Origin of the sequence: Terribacillus sp. AE2B 122 (assembly GCF_902497585.1) — a bacterium.
Classification (GTDB): Bacteria; Bacillota; Bacilli; order Bacillales; family Amphibacillaceae; genus Terribacillus; species Terribacillus saccharophilus_A.
Genome location: NZ_LR700945.1, coordinates 113,511 through 128,766, shown reverse-complemented (window position 1 = coordinate 128,766; position 15,256 = coordinate 113,511). Strand labels below are relative to the sequence as shown.

The 15,256-nt window shown below is 43.9% G+C and carries 13 protein-coding genes; 1 reads left to right on the top strand and 12 read right to left on the bottom strand.

Annotated elements, in window-relative coordinates; genetic code table 11:
- Nucleotides 1-91: 91 nt before the first annotated feature.
- The gene (rlmD, locus tag AE2B122_RS11535) at nucleotides 92-1,477 is read right to left on the bottom strand and encodes a 23S rRNA (uracil(1939)-C(5))-methyltransferase RlmD (RefSeq protein ID WP_175074170.1); all 1,386 of its coding nucleotides are present in this window, start codon (nucleotides 1,475-1,477) and stop codon (nucleotides 92-94) included.
- Nucleotides 1,478-1,585: 108 nt separating this feature from the next.
- Nucleotides 1,586-2,503 (bottom strand): diacylglycerol kinase, encoded by a 918-nt coding sequence (locus tag AE2B122_RS11530; RefSeq protein WP_175074169.1) that lies wholly within the window; start codon nucleotides 2,501-2,503, stop codon nucleotides 1,586-1,588.
- Between the two features lie 367 nt (nucleotides 2,504-2,870).
- On the opposite strand from AE2B122_RS11530, the gene AE2B122_RS11525 reads away from it, so the two are divergent.
- Complete coding sequence (locus AE2B122_RS11525; RefSeq protein ID WP_371809587.1) at nucleotides 2,871-3,533, top strand: O-methyltransferase; 663 nt, start codon at nucleotides 2,871-2,873, stop codon at nucleotides 3,531-3,533.
- Nucleotides 3,534-3,576: 43 nt separating this feature from the next.
- On the opposite strand, the gene AE2B122_RS11520 is transcribed toward AE2B122_RS11525, so the two are convergent.
- The 10 genes from AE2B122_RS11520 to pcrA form a co-directional block, all read right to left on the bottom strand.
- Nucleotides 3,577-3,786: a hypothetical protein gene (locus tag AE2B122_RS11520; RefSeq protein ID WP_175074167.1), complete on the bottom strand. Its 210-nt coding sequence runs from the start codon at nucleotides 3,784-3,786 to the stop codon at nucleotides 3,577-3,579.
- A complete protein-coding gene (locus AE2B122_RS11515) occupies nucleotides 3,783-4,511 on the bottom strand; it encodes an alpha/beta hydrolase (RefSeq protein ID WP_175074166.1) in 729 nt (242 codons plus the stop codon). The genes AE2B122_RS11520 and AE2B122_RS11515 overlap by 4 nt, the downstream gene beginning before the upstream one ends.
- Nucleotides 4,512-4,617: 106 nt before the next feature.
- Nucleotides 4,618-6,048: an Asp-tRNA(Asn)/Glu-tRNA(Gln) amidotransferase subunit GatB gene (gene gatB / locus AE2B122_RS11510; RefSeq protein WP_095270945.1), complete on the bottom strand. Its 1,431-nt coding sequence runs from the start codon at nucleotides 6,046-6,048 to the stop codon at nucleotides 4,618-4,620.
- Complete coding sequence (gatA, locus tag AE2B122_RS11505) at nucleotides 6,045-7,511, bottom strand: Asp-tRNA(Asn)/Glu-tRNA(Gln) amidotransferase subunit GatA (protein ID WP_095218824.1); 1,467 nt, start codon at nucleotides 7,509-7,511, stop codon at nucleotides 6,045-6,047. The genes gatB and gatA overlap by 4 nt, the downstream gene beginning before the upstream one ends.
- An 11-nt stretch (nucleotides 7,512-7,522) precedes the next feature.
- Nucleotides 7,523-7,813, bottom strand: a complete 291-nt coding sequence (gatC, locus tag AE2B122_RS11500; protein ID WP_038558545.1) for an Asp-tRNA(Asn)/Glu-tRNA(Gln) amidotransferase subunit GatC — start codon at nucleotides 7,811-7,813, stop codon at nucleotides 7,523-7,525.
- A gap of 274 nt (nucleotides 7,814-8,087) precedes the next feature.
- On the bottom strand, nucleotides 8,088-8,291 hold the full coding sequence (locus AE2B122_RS11495; protein ID WP_175074165.1) for a hypothetical protein: 204 nt from the start codon (nucleotides 8,289-8,291) through the stop codon (nucleotides 8,088-8,090).
- 11 nt (nucleotides 8,292-8,302) lie between these two features.
- Nucleotides 8,303-9,565 carry a helix-turn-helix domain-containing protein gene (locus tag AE2B122_RS11490; RefSeq protein ID WP_175074164.1) on the bottom strand — a complete coding sequence of 421 codons (1,263 nt, stop codon included), beginning with the start codon at nucleotides 9,563-9,565 and terminating at the stop codon, nucleotides 8,303-8,305.
- 218 nt (nucleotides 9,566-9,783) lie between these two features.
- Nucleotides 9,784-10,998: a CamS family sex pheromone protein gene (locus tag AE2B122_RS11485; protein WP_175074163.1), complete on the bottom strand. Its 1,215-nt coding sequence runs from the start codon at nucleotides 10,996-10,998 to the stop codon at nucleotides 9,784-9,786.
- 13 nt (nucleotides 10,999-11,011) lie between these two features.
- Nucleotides 11,012-13,018 (bottom strand): NAD-dependent DNA ligase LigA, encoded by a 2,007-nt coding sequence (ligA, locus tag AE2B122_RS11480; RefSeq protein WP_175074162.1) that lies wholly within the window; start codon nucleotides 13,016-13,018, stop codon nucleotides 11,012-11,014.
- Between the two features lie 14 nt (nucleotides 13,019-13,032).
- On the bottom strand, nucleotides 13,033-15,252 hold the full coding sequence (gene pcrA, locus AE2B122_RS11475) for a DNA helicase PcrA (protein WP_095270930.1): 2,220 nt from the start codon (nucleotides 15,250-15,252) through the stop codon (nucleotides 13,033-13,035).
- Between the last annotated feature and the right edge of the window lie 4 nt (nucleotides 15,253-15,256).

Here is a 15,256-nt window from a genome sequence, read left to right as displayed (position 1 = left end):
ATAGAAAAAAGACCCGGAAATCGGAATTGTTTATTTTACCGAAATCCAGGTCTTATTAGGAAAAGTTTATTTTTACTGGGAAATGTTTATTTTAGTTGGACACCTTCAACACAATCTCCGCCACACACTCAATGTGCCCAGTCTGAGGAAACATGTCTACTGGTTGTACTTGCTTCGTTTCAAAGCCACCGTCTTCCAGGAAGCGGAGGTCGCGAGCGAGCGTGCTTGGGTTACAGCTCACATACACGATGCGTTTTGGCTTCATGTCGATCATAGCTTGAAGCAGATCTTCTTCACAGCCTTTACGTGGCGGGTCGACGACGATGACGTCAGGGTTTAAGCCTTGTGCTTTCCACCATGGCATCACTTCTTCGGCTTTGCCGACGTAGAATTCAGCGTTGTCCATGTGGTTGAGCTTGGCGTTCATTTTAGCGTCTGATACTGCTTGCGGCACAATTTCAACACCGTAAACTTTCTTCGCTTTCTGTGCAAGGAATAAGGAGATTGTGCCGATTCCAGAGTAAGCGTCGATAACAGTTTCATTGCCGCTAAGGTTGGCATATGCCAGTGCTTGATCGTACAATACTTTCGTTTGTGCCGGATTAACTTGGTAGAAAGATTGAGCTGAAATAGCGAATTTAATATCTCCGATTGTATCGTAGATGTATTCTTCACCCCATAGCAGCTTCGTCTTACGGCCAAGGATCACGTTCGTGCGTTCCTTGTTGATATTCTGAACGATTGACTTGATTTGCGGGTACGTCTCATGCAGTTCAGCTACAAGTTCCTTTGCATAAGGCAGTTCGTTCATGCGCGTGACGAGCACGATCATCGTCTCGTTCGTCTGCTGACCGGTACGGACCATGATGTGGCGTAGGTCACCGCGATGCGTTTCTTCATTATACGCAGAGATGCCTAGGCGGCTGGCGATGCGGCGAACAGCCTCTACCATACGGTCATTTACTTCATCTTGAATAACACATGTTTCCATATCCTCGATGATGTCGTGGCTGCGTTTGCGATAAAATCCGGTGATCATTTCGCCATTGCGTTCTGCTGTCGGAATTTGGATTTTGTTTCGGTAACGCCATGGATCATCCATGCCAAGTGCCGGATGTACAGGTACATGCTCCAGATGGCCAATTTTCTTCATCGCGTTTTGTACTTGTTTTTGCTTCATGTCTAGCTGCATCTTATAGCTCATATGCTGAAGCTGACAGCCTCCGCATTGAATATATACATCACAAGGCGGTTCTACTCGATGTTCACTCGGCTTTGTTACTTCAAGAAGTTTACCGAAGCCGAAATTTTTCTTTGTCTTAATCACTTTCACTTGCGCTGTCTCTCCTGGAAGCGCATATGGTACAAACAATGGATAGCCGTCTACTTTGCCGACACCGTCTCCATCATGCGTCAGGTCTTCGAAGGTCAGTTCAATTGTTTGGTTCTTTTCAACTGGTGGCGCTAATTTTGCCATTTTCATCGTCCTTTTTGATTTGCTTTCAAGATTGTATCACATTGTGGGTGAAATCAGAAATCCAGGTCTATTACCCGGGAAATATGTCGAAAAAAGAAACAAGACAGCTTAGTCAGCTAAGCTATCTTGTTTCTGGATGAATTCCTCTGTAACGAAGTATTCAATGTGCTGATGCAGATTGACGAATTCACCTGGCAATAAACCGCCATATTCGCCATCGATGTTCAACTGCATTTTATCAGCAGGTTTTACCTTGATTCGATTCGCTCTTGTATAGAAGATAAGATCATGATCCAAGTGCGCTCCTCGGATTGCCAAGGAAGCAATACGGATAAATTCGGCTATATTCGTTTTTCGTAAAATAACCAAATCGAACAATCCATCATCCAATAACGCGTCCGGTGCGAGCTTCTCGAAGCCGCCAACGGAGTTTGTGTTAGACACAAGGAAAAGCATGATTTCATCTTCGAACCATTTGCCATCATACTCTATTTCCACCTTGATTGGACGAAGCGATGGCAGCATTTCAATGCCTTTTAAATAATAGGCCATCTGACCGAGCATCGTCTTCGTCTTGCTTGGAACATCATAGGTAAGCTCTGTTAGCTTCCCTCCGCCAGCGATATTCATAAAGTAATGGTCATTGACCTTACCGATATCGAGCTTGCGCGTCTTTCCTTCCACAATGATCTCAGCTGCTCGCTTAATGTTGCGCGGAATAAATAGTGCACGAGCTAAATCGTTCGTCGTACCGACTGGAATAATGCCGAGCTTCGGTCGGTTTGGCTGTTCAGCCAAGCCTGATACGACCTCGTTGACAGTACCGTCCCCGCCGCATGCAACGACAAGATCATAGCCGCGCTCTACTGCCAAGCGCGCTGCCGCCGTCGCATCTCCTTCACATGTGGTCGCATGCGTCGAAGTTTCATAGCCTGCCTTTTCAAAAATTTCTAATACATCTGGGAGTTCGCGTCTAAACGCTTCTTTACCTGATGTTGGGTTGTAAATGATCCGAGCGCGTTTCATTGTATTGCCTCCTACCAAACCTTACGTTCACATTGTCCAAGTCTTATCATAGCTTTTTTTTCCTATTTTGAAAAGGTCTTTGCCCGTTCCTGGAAGCCTATCTCAATCAGTATAGGAATAATATGCCCCTTTTAACCCGGTTACAGGAAATTCCTTGGCTTTTCCAAGTGTGTTGATAGACGTCACTTCTCAGCTTCTTCATAATAAATTTCCTTTACATCAATCTGCAATTTGGCATATTTCTTTCTCTCTTAGTATATGTATTGATGTTCTGCCCTTTTATTTTGTAACGTTAACATAACGAGGTACTATAATTTGTTCTATTAATCCGCTAAACTAAAAGGAAGAAGAGGAGGAGATGAAACGTTTGGAAAACAAATGGAGCGACGTAGATACCGTGTTTTTGAATAGCTTGCTGCCTGCTGAGGAGGATCATAATTATGTACTGAAAGTAAATCAAGAAGCAGAACTGCCTCAGATCGATGTATCCCCATTACAGGGAAAGCTGCTGCATCTGCTGGCCAAAATCAGAGGAGCTAAACGCATCCTGGAAATTGGCACGCTTGGCGGCTATAGTACTATCTGGCTTGCAAAAGCCCTTCCCGCTGCTGGAAAACTGTATACCCTGGAAGCCAATCCCTATTTTGCTGAAGTAGCACGCAGCAACATCGCAACAGCTGGGCTGGAGAATAAAGCAGAAGTAGTCGTCGGCAATGCAATTGATACACTGCCTGAACTCTATAATGAGCAGAAAAATGTTTTTGACTTCATCTTCCTCGATGCCGATAAACAAAGCTATCCAGATTATTTGAAATGGGCTACCAAGCTAGCTGCTCCAGGAGCAGTTATTGTTGCCGATAATGTAGTCCGCGAAGGTGAAGTAGCCAATGTGCAGAGCACAGATGAACGTGTCCAAGGCGTACAGGAGTTTCTGAAACTGCTTTCCGAAGAACCTCGTATTGAAGCTACAGCTGTGCAGACTGTAGGAAGCAAAGGTTATGACGGTTTTATTCTCGGATATGTTAAATAAGCTCTTGGATTAAGGACGCAGTGAAAATTAGGATGCGTCCTTATTATTTCTTATTAAGTAGAATGCTTGCTGTCAGAGCAATAGCAACAAGCATGCCTATCACAACTTGTTTATTATCAATGCTGCTATGTAATAATGCCTGCCACCCCTTTATGAAAACAGCAGTGAGAAAAAATCCAGTTAGTAATCCAAGAAATCCAGTGCGTATTTTCCGAGGAATAGCTATCCACCATTCAAGCAGTCTACGTCTCATATACAGCTTCTCCCGAATTGCTCGTTCAGCCAAGACTTGAGCCCTTCCACCATATCCTCCGTAAACTGATGATTGACATCGTTAAAGATATCAAAAGTAACATCGGAACTGCTGCAGTGCGCGTAATAAGCATACTGTCCAGAGGTATCGAGGACTTGATCACTATCTCCATGCATAAGCAGTACAGGTTTTCTGCTATATGTGTAATTTATTGGATCATACGTTTCAAGCAATGCTCTCTCTTTGCCAGACAGTTTGTCTCTTCCATCAACTCTCCTGAAAAATTCATCTGCCACTACAAAGGCGCCGGATCCATTTACATTTACCAAACCTTGTATTTCAGGATTCTTTGCAAAAATACTACTGGCTATAAAACCGCCCATAGAACTGCCAATGACAAGGACGTCCTTCTTATTCACTTTCAAGTCGGCTATCAATTTATCGAATTCATCGATTGCCTGAAATACTGTCCCCCAGAACATTTGCTGACGAGTACTTTCGTCGAAGTAATTATCTATGGTCCCTCTGCTGTCATGATGGACTATGTCAGGTAAAACTACCGTATAGCCTTGTTCCTGAAGCTCTTCCGCCAAGTCATAATATCCGGCTTTACTGCCTGCCCATCCGTGATAAATGACAAGTATCGGCGCTTTCTCATTAGTACCCTGAAAAAGGTGAAAAGGCAGTTTCTGATTACTGTTAGACTCAGATGAATGTATCTCCATCTTGCCGCCCCCTTTTCTAATATTCTACCAAAACTTGAAGCAATTAGAAGTTGGTATTAAAAACTTCAATACATAAAAAAATCCCGCCAAAGGCGGGATCTTCAGATTAGCGCTTATTCATTTCCGCAATAAGGATTTTGTTTACCATTGGCGGGTTGGCTTGACCTTTTGTCTGTTTCATGACTTGGCCGACTAGGAAGCCGAGGGCACGGTCTTTCCCGTTCTTGAAGTCAACAACAGATTGTTCATTCTGATCAAGGATGCTTGAGATGATTTCAGTCAGCTGGCCTTCATCAGAGATTTGGACAAGTCCTTTATCTTTTACGATCTGTTCTGGATCGCCACCGTTCTCAACAAGCTCAGCGAATACTTTCTTCGCCATCTTAGAAGAGATAGTGCCATCTTCGATCAGTGTGATCATTTTCGCTAGTCCTTCTGGAGTCAAGGCGATATCAGCAAGATCTTTCTGCTGCTTGTTCAAGTATGCAGAAACCTCACCCATCAACCAGTTGGAAGCAGCTTTAGGATCAGCTTCAGCTTTCAATGTTGCCTCGAAGAAGTCGGACATTTCCACGCTTAGCGTCAATACCATTGCATCATATGCAGGTAAGCCAAGCTCGTTCACATAGCGGGCTTTACGAGCATCTGGAAGCTCAGGAATGGATGCACGGATGCGTTCCTTCCAAGCGTCGTCAATATACAATGGTACAAGATCTGGCTCTGGGAAGTAACGGTAATCGTCAGAACCCTCTTTAATACGCATTAAGATTGTCTCTTTTGTAGACTCATCATAACGGCGAGTTTCCTGCAGAATTTCTCCTCCAGCAAGTAAGACCTTCTGCTGGCGTTTTTCTTCGAACTCTAAGCCTTTTTGAACGAATGCAAAGCTGTTCAAGTTCTTCAGCTCTGCTTTTGTACCAAATTTCTCTTGTCCAATTGGACGAAGCGAGATGTTGGCGTCACAGCGAAGGGAACCTTCTTCCATTTTCACATCGGATACACCTGTGTACTGAATGATATTACGAAGCTTCTCAAGGTAAGCGTAAGCTTCTGCCGGTGTACGAAGATCTGGCTCGGACACAATCTCAATCAATGGTGTTCCTTGACGGTTATAATCGACAAGGGAGTAGCCATCGCCTGTGTGAGACAGTTTCCCAGCATCCTCTTCCATATGAATACGTGTGATACCAATTTTCTTTGTATAACCGTCTACTTCAATTTCAATCCAGCCATTCTCTCCGATCGGCTGATCGAATTGAGAAATCTGGTAAGCTTTCGGGTTATCCGGATAGAAGTAGTTCTTCCGGTCAAATTTTGTATGTGTCGCGATTTCACAGTTCAGTGCCATCGCTGCTTTCATAGCAAAGTTTACTGCTTCTTTATTTAAGACAGGAAGCACGCCTGGGTACCCAAGGTCGATTGGGTTGGTGTTTTCATTTGGTGCGGCACCGAATGCATTTGGGCTCGGACTGAAAATCTTAGATTTCGTTTTCAGCTCCACGTGTACTTCGAGTCCGATGATAGTTTCGAAATTCATCCTTTTACGCCTCCCAATGCCGGTTTCTGTTTGTGATGATCTGTCGCTTGCTCGAATGCGTGAGCAGCGCGATAGATCGTCGCCTCATCAAAGTGCTTCCCGATGATTTGCAAGCCGATCGGCAGCCCTTCACTTGAAAATCCGCAAGGCAAGGAGATTCCTGGTACGCCTGCAAGGTTTACAGGGATCGTCAGGATATCAGTTGCGTACATTGTCAATGGATCTTCAACTTTTTCGCCAACTTTGAAAGCAGGAGTAGGAGTTGTTGGTCCAACGATGACATCATAGTCCTCGAACACTTTATCAAAGTCGTTTTTAATCAATGTACGTGCTTTTTGTGCCTTTTTGTAATACGCATCATAATAGCCGGAGCTAAGAGCGAACGTACCAAGCATGATACGGCGTTTTACTTCTTCACCGAAACCATCGCGGCGGGAATATTTGAACACATCTACCATGTTTTCCGCTTGTGTAGAGCGAACTCCATAGCGGACGCCATCAAAACGCGCTAAGTTAGCAGATGCTTCAGAAGAAGACAGCAAGTAGTATGCTGCTACTGCGTAACGGGAGTGAGGCAGGGAAACTTCTTCCCAAGTTGCGCCAAGATCCTCATATACTTTTAGTGCAGCTTTGATGGATTCGCGAACTTCATCAGAAACGCCTTCGCCAAGATACTCGGAAGGTACGGCAATGCGTAAACCTTTAACATCTTGTTTCAAAGCTTCTGTGTAGTTCGGAATTTCCACATCTGCACTTGTAGAATCCATTTCATCATGACCTACGATTGCTTGCAGCAAGTGCGCGTTATCTTCAACCGTACGAGTCATCGGTCCGATCTGGTCAAGAGATGATGCGAATGCAACAAGACCGAAACGGGATACAAGACCGTATGTAGGCTTCAAACCGACTACGCCACAGAATGCAGCTGGTTCACGGATGGAACCACCTGTATCAGATCCCAGGGAGAAGAATACCTCTCCTGCAGCTACAGCAGCTGCTGATGCACCGCTGGATCCGCCAGGAACATAATCTGTATTCCAAGGGTTACGTGTCGTGAAATAAGCGGAGTTCTCATTGGAAGAACCCATCGCAAATTCATCCATGTTCAGTTTACCGATTGTAACAGTTTTCTTATCCTTTAGCTTGGAAACAACTGTCGCATCGTAAAGCGGATCTGTGAAATTATCAAGGAACTTACTCGCACAAGTTGTACGAAGACCTTTTGTTACGATATTATCCTTGATACCGATAGGAATACCGAATAGCGGGTTGTCGCCACCCTGCTCGTCCAATTCCTTAGCAGCTGCACGTGCATTTTCTTCATCAAGCGTCAAGAAAGCCTTCACTTCATCGTCTACTTCCTTAATACGCGCATAGGAAGCATCCACAAGATCCGTTACCGTGATCTCTTTGTTATGTAGCTTTTCCTGCAATTCTTTCAATGTATAATCAAACAAAGACATAATCTTCCTCCTCAGTCCAAAATCGACGGCACACGGAACTGGCCATTTTTCTGATCCGGTGCATTTTTCAATGCATCCTCCCGGTCGATCCACTTGCGCGCTTCATCCTCACGCATAACGTTCTTTAAATCAAGCACGTGTGTCGTAGGCTCCACGTTATCAGTATCAAGCTCATTCAAAAGCTCGGCATACCCGATAATCGCATCAAGTTCCTTCGTCATTTTTTCTGCTTCTTCATCAGTAATTGCAAGACGCGCCAAATGCGCTACATGCAACACCTGTTCTTTCGTAATCTCTGACATACTGTCACCTCCGGAATTCACCTTACATGTATATAAAAATGATCATAGCAAAAGGAGCTGCCGTAAAGCAACCAGACTATAACATATAACTATTTTAGCACGTTTTTCCCTCTAAACGAAATTAAGCACAATAAAAAGAAAAAGCCCGCCTTATCCGAAAATAAAGCGGGCAATTGAGGGTCTTACTTAAGGGAAATAGTACATGATGTATTTATTCGGCGAAGAATTAGATTCTCCTTCTGAAAAAAGAAAAAAATAGAGATTGACTCTATTTTTAAAATGCTCCTGGTTGTAAATCATTTGCAGCTAATAGTTTACTGTGAGAGAAAGCACCTGGCTGTAAATCTAAGGCAGTTTGGTTTTTAATTGAAAATGCACCTGGCTGCAAGTCCAATGCTTCGGGTTTGCTTCCGCTGCTAAATGTTAGGCTGATACTTAATACAACCGCTGTAATCACAATTCCAACAATTTTTTTCATCAGTGTTCCCCCTACAGATTTAATAAATCTTGGTAATACTTATTTGCCATCTTATAAAACAGAGAAGCATTCTTATATTTTTTTATTTCCTCATACTTTTCTGCAATCATGTTAGAGTAGATAATTACGTTAATATTATCTTCCTGTTCTACTAGATGTGGTAACAATTGATTAGTGATGGTATTTTCAAGATGCTCAAAGTTATCATCAAGAGCTGCTTGGAAAATTTCTATTTCCCATCTTATAACTTTGCTTCCCAAGTTTTGCTTTTCCATTATTTCTTTAGCTTGGTTTATTAAACATTGAGCTTCTTTAAATTTACCAGTTATATAATACTCTCTAATCAGAGAAGTAACCGTAGTCAGATTAAAGCTCATTTGCATATTATCCATATCAAATGCTGCTTTATAATATTTAATTGCTTCTTCCGACTGACCTGCACGAGAATGTAAATAACCTAAGTTATGGTTTGTAAGCTGAATAATATCATTTTCATCAGTTATTTCACCAAGGTGCTTTGCTAAATTATATTGCTTAATTGCCATATCGTGCATGTGTAATCTTCTATACGCAATTCCTAGCACTATATGACATTGTGCACAACGCACGAAATTATAATTTTCTCGAAATACTGAAAGAGCTTTTTGACCATACTCTAGTGCGTTTAAATCGTTTACTAGTTTACTATGAAGTACCGCTAATAGATAATGAATATCTGCAACTTCTTTGTCTTGAAGTTCAATAGATTCCATTATCGATTCAGCATATTCGTAGTATGTGATTGCCTTGGAGTATTCCTCTGTCACAGTATGATTATAATTCCCTAAGAACTTATTCCAATAAAATAAATGAATTGGCTCAAAAGTATTCTCTAAAGTTTCTAATCGATCAATTTGTTCCTTCGCTTCCTGCACTCTGCCCTCAACTAAAAAAAATCTGATCTTCTGAATTTCAAACAACATCTCATGGTCGGAATTATTCGCTTTGAACAGTGTTTCAAGTTCCTGGAACCGCTGTCTTCTTTCGTTAGCATTGTGCACTTCGTACAGCATGCCATACCATTCCTCAGCCTTTTCCTTAATTATATCCTCGTTCTCCGCGTTAAGCTGGATTCCGAGTCGTTCGCATAATAATGCGATGACTTCTGGACTGGCATCAGTTTTCTGGTTTTCGATTTTGGACAGGTAGGATTCTGAAACAATGCCCGCTGCTAGGTCTTCTTGCGTCATATTTTGCTTGATTCTATGTAGTTTAATTAAAGGGCCTATTTCCATTTGGGCTACACCTCGAAACATAGTTATTTCTTTCTGCGTAAGAGCTTGTGCCCAAGACCATTGCTGGGATGTGTTCCTGCTTTCATTCTAACACATCCCGGCTTTAAGTATATTGGGAAAGTAGGGATTGAAGCATGTGCTTCTCTACCTATTTTCTGGTGATACTTTCCTAGTCTTGTCTAATAATGCAATTTTTTGTCTCTTTTTGTATGGCTGCTTTAATTAAGGATGTAAACTTCCGGTTCTTTGGTATCATGTTCCCTCGTAATGATTGCTTCTGTCTGATCATTTGAGGTGATGTTTATTTCAAGGTCATAATAATTCGGGAAGATATCCATGATCTGGCTGTATGCATATTGTGTAAAGGCAACTACTTCAGCATTTCCTTCGAATTGAATCGGGATATCAATCGTCAGCTTCTTAAGTTCGTTATTTTGGTAGAATCCTCTGCCGACCATTCCTGTGTAATTCGGGAAGAAGCTTGCCACTTTTGTCGTGAAAGCGGAAATATATTGACTTTCATCTGGGTGGTTTTCATTTGCATCATCCGAAGGGAACAAGACGTTCTTCTCGTCGATCTTATCCCAATCTCCGACTGAGCTGCTGCCTTTATCTACAGTAGTTTCAGCAACGAAGCTACCTGGCACGACAGATTCCTTCTTAGCTTCCTGGTAAACTGTGATATGAATTGGAACGTCACTTAAGCCGTCAATGCTGCGCATTCTTTCGACAATCTTTTTAGACATTTCATTCGCCTGCGTGAGCATCTTATCCTCTGGAATTTCCTCACGGTAAGGACCTTTTCCGCCAGTCGTAAATTGGTATTCTGACTTCATCGCAAGTGCAATGGAGACTCCGCCCAGCTTAATATCACCGTTATCATCCTCGATCATATAATCCTGCTCCAGGATGTGGGATAGATACTTCGGATTATCACGGAAATCCTTCTCCGATGCTTTGTCCTCATTCAGCTCCGGATTGAGCCCGAGCTCCTTCGCTTTTTCATCGTCGGATATTTTTCCCTTATCGTCTTTTTGCGCTTTAGCATAACGGCCGATCCAGCTGTATAGCGTATCACTATCGAGCATTTGTCCTTCACGGAAGTAATAATCTTCCGGACTGAATACGTCCTTCGAATGATTGCGAAGCCCTTCTTCGACTTCATCAATATCCAAACGGTTGGCAATTTGGTTAATGATTACTCCGCGAGCTGCACTAGTCTCATAGTTGACGACGCCTTTAGATTTGCCGCTCTCATAAGGCAGCAATACTTTGTATTCTTCGTCAGAGAAATTATAGCTGGAAACGACGGACGTTTTTTCCCCGCCATCTGCCGTTTCCTGCTTTACTTCTTCTTCCCCGCCGCCAGACGGTCCGCAGCTTGCCAGCAATACGAGTGCTCCTATAGATAGAACACCTGCTAATCTTTTCATGTGTTTCTCCTCTCTATTCCTGTAACGCTTCAATCAAACGTGCTTCATCCCATATCTCTATACCGAGCTTCTCTGCTTTTTCATATTTAGAACCAGCATCCTCGCCAGCAATCAGCAAATCAGTTTTCTTACTGACACTACCTGTGACAATACCGCCGAGCGCTTCGATTTTCTCTTTCGCCTCTGGCCTTGTGAGAGCCTCCATTTTCCCGGTCAAAACAATGGTTTTGCCGCTGAAGATACTATCACTTGTTACTTCCTGTGGCTTGATGCCTTTATAGGTCATATTGACGCCTACAGCTTTTAGTTCTTCTATCAGCTGAGTTACTTTGTCTTCCTGGAAATGCTGATAAATGGAGTCAGCCATTTTTTCTCCGATTTCATCAATAGCAACAAGCTCCTCAACAGTTGCCTGCTGCAATCTGTCAATTGTTTCAAAGGCTTGTGCTAATGTTTTCGCAGCTTTCGCTCCGACAAAGCGAACGCCTAGCCCGAATAGCAAGCGCTCCAGCGAATTGTCCTTAGACGCTTCAATTGATTTAAGCAGATTATCAGCCGATTTCTCGCCCATACGCTCCAGATCAAGTAAAGCATCTCGATCAAGTTTGTATAAATCATCAATCGTATGCACCAATTCAGAACGGTACAGTTGGATGATGACCTTTTCCCCAAGTCCATCAATGTTCATGGCATTCCGGGAAACAAAATGAATCAATCCTTCGACAAGTTGTGCTGGGCAGTTAGGGTTGATACAGCGAAGAGCCACTTCTTCTTCCAAACGCACTGTTTCACTGCCGCATTCCGGACAGTGCTCTGGCATATGGAATTCCTTTTCCTCTCCTGTACGCGCATCTGTAACGACACGGACAACCTCTGGAATAATGTCACCGGCCTTTTTAATGACAACCGTATCTCCAATACGAATATCCTTCTCGCGAATCAGATCTTCGTTATGCAGAGTTGCTCGCTGTACCGTCGTTCCTGCCACTCGGACAGGTTCCAGCAATGCTGTCGGGGTGATGACACCAGTACGCCCGACATTAAGCTCGATATCATAAAGCTTTGTGGTCACTTCTTCGGCTGGGAATTTGTACGCAATTGCCCAGCGCGGTGTCCGGGCCGTGAAGCCAAGTTCATCCTGCTGTTCACGCTTGTCCACCTTGATTACAATACCATCGATTTCGTAGCTTAGTTCGCGTCGTTTGGCGCTCCATTCCTCGACATAAGCGAGCACTTCTTCGATTGTCTGGCAGCGACGGCGTTCTTTATTTGTCTTGAAGCCTAGCTGTTCCAAGTAGTCGAGCAGCCCGCTATGTGAATCCAGATTATTGGTCTCCCATTGCCCGGAACCATAGAGGAATACGTCCAAATTACGGCTGGCAGCAATCTTCGGATCAAGCTGACGCAAAGATCCGGCTGCAGCATTACGCGGATTCGCAAAAGGCGCTTCGCCGTTTTCTTCTTTTTGGGCATTCAGTGCTGCAAATGATTTTTGCGGCATAAATGCTTCTCCGCGCACTTCGATTGCTTCCTCTAAATCAATTCGAAGCGGGATACTGCGAATTGTCCGTAGATTCTGGGTAATATCCTCACCAGTCGTCCCATCGCCGCGTGTCGCTCCTTGGACGAACTCTCCATTTTCGTAACGGAGAGAAACAGCCAGGCCATCTATCTTCAGCTCACAGATGTAAGAGTAGTCATCGGTTTCCAAGCCGTTTCGGACACGCTTATCAAAACTTCGCAAATCTTCTTCATTAAATGCGTTGCCCAAGGATAGCATCGGCACGCGGTGCTCTACCTTGTTGAATGCTTCAAGCGGTGCAGCGCCGACACGCTGCGATGGAGAATCGTTTGTGACAAGGTCAGGAAATTCTCCTTCGATATCAAGCAGTCGTTTCAGGGTCTGATCATACTCAAAATCAGACACCTGCGGATTATCAAGGACGTGATAATCATAATTATATTGATTGAGCTTTTTGCGCAAACCTGCAAGCTCTAAAATCGCTTCATCTTTGTTCATGCTTGCCACCTCGGTTAAGCTTTTGTGATCGGTGCGAATGAAGCAAGCAGCCGTTTGATTCCAACAGGCGCAGGGAAGGCGATATCAAGTTCCATCGCTTCTCCTTCTCCGTTGACCTTAACTACTGTTCCTTCGCCCCATTTCTTATGAACGGCCTTGTCACCAGGTCCCCATCCGAGCGCGTCTGCTCCAGATTTAGGCTTTGGCTTACGGACGATACGTTTTTGCTCTTGGGGTTTAGCTGGTTGACGACTGTTTCCAAGTCCGAATGGGTTTTGTTTTGTTTCTTGTATACCTTCTAGCAATTCACTCGGAATTTCACCGATAAAGCGGCTGACAGAGTTCATATTCGTCCGTCCGAACAATGTCCGCATTTTGGCATTCGTAAGGAATAACTCCTCTTCTGCACGAGTGATGCCGACATAAGCAAGACGACGCTCTTCTTCCATCTCTGTCTCATCCATCTGGGAACGGCTATGCGGGAATACGTTCTCTTCCATTCCAATCAAGAACACAACCGGAAACTCAAGTCCTTTGGCACCATGCAGCGTCATAAGGATGACTTTATCATCGCTGGATGGATCTTCATCCATAGAATCGATATCCGCAATCAGCGCAAGATCTGTTAGGAAAGTAACCAGTGTTTTATCTTCACTCGTCTGCTCGAAGTTTTTTGTTACTGTCTTGAACTCTTCTAAGTTCTCAAGTCGGCTCTGTGATTCAATGCTTCGTTCTGCCTTCAGCATCTCCTCATAGCCCGAACCTTCCAGCACCTGCTCGACCATATCGGTCGCTGTCAGGAAATCAGTCTGCTTGGCCCAGTTGCTGATCATCGCTCCGAACTCACTTAAAGCATTTGCAGCTTTGGCACTGACGCCAGTGAAATCAACTTCTTTAAGCGTATCAAACAAAGAAATCTCGTGTTCGTTTGCATACGCCTGCAGTTTTTCAATCGATGTTTTACCGATGCCGCGCTTCGGTTCATTGACTACACGCTCAAAGCTGATGTCATCATCCGGATTCGCAATCAGACGAAGATAAGCCAACATATCCTTAATTTCTTTACGATCGTAGAACTTCGTGCCGCCGATCATTTGATACGGAACACCTGCTTTTACAAACGTTTCCTCAATGGATCGGGACTGGGCATTCGTCCGATAAAGGATCGCAATATCGCGGTAATGCCGTTTTTTCTCCATCATGACCATTTCTTCGATTTTCTCTGTTACATATAACGCTTCATCACGCTCAGTAGCTGCTTGGTAATAACGCAGCTTTGAACCATCGATATTGTCTGTCCAAAGATTTTTCGGTTTGCGTCCTGAATTGTTGCCGATTACTTTGTTAGCTGCATCCAGTATTGTCTTTGTCGAGCGGTAGTTCTGCTCGAGCATGACGACCTTCGCGTTCGGATAATCCTTTTCAAAAGAAAGGATATTCGTAATGTCTGCACCCCTCCAGCGGTAGATGGATTGATCGGAGTCTCCGACTACACAAAGGTTTTTATAACGGGAAGCTAACTGGTTTACCAGGCGATACTGCGCGTGGTTTGTATCCTGATACTCATCCACGTGGATGTACTGGAAACGGCGCTGGTAATATTGCAGCACTTCCGGCACCCGGTCAAATAGCTGTATTGTCTGCATGATCAAGTCATCAAAATCTAATGATTGATTGCGACGCAATGTCTTCTGATACAGGTCGAATATTTCGGCTACTTTTCTTTCGTAGACACTTCCTGCTTCCTTACTGTATTGATCAGGTGTGATCAGTTCATTCTTCGCTGAGCTGATGGCACCGAGCATTGCACGCGGATCGTATTGCTTCGGATCAAGGTTAAGCCGTTTGAGCGCTTGCTTGATCACAGAAAGCTGGTCGCTTGTATCCAGTATCGAAAAATTGCTATTGTATCCTATTCTGTCTATATCACGCCGTAAAATGCGTACACACATAGAGTGAAAAGTCGAAACCCAGATCTGAGAACCTTCATCTCCGACTAATTTGTGTACACGTTCCCGCATTTCGCGAGCTGCTTTATTTGTGAAGGTAATCGCCAAGATACTGCGCGGCGACACTTCCTTCTCTCCAAGCAAATAGGCAATTCTGTTCGTCAGCACGCGAGTTTTACCGCTTCCCGCACCTGCCATGATCAAAAGCGGCCCTTCGGTATGCTTAACCGCTTCTGCTTGTTCTTTATTTAAACCATTTATTAAATCATTCGCCAATCGGCTCATGTTT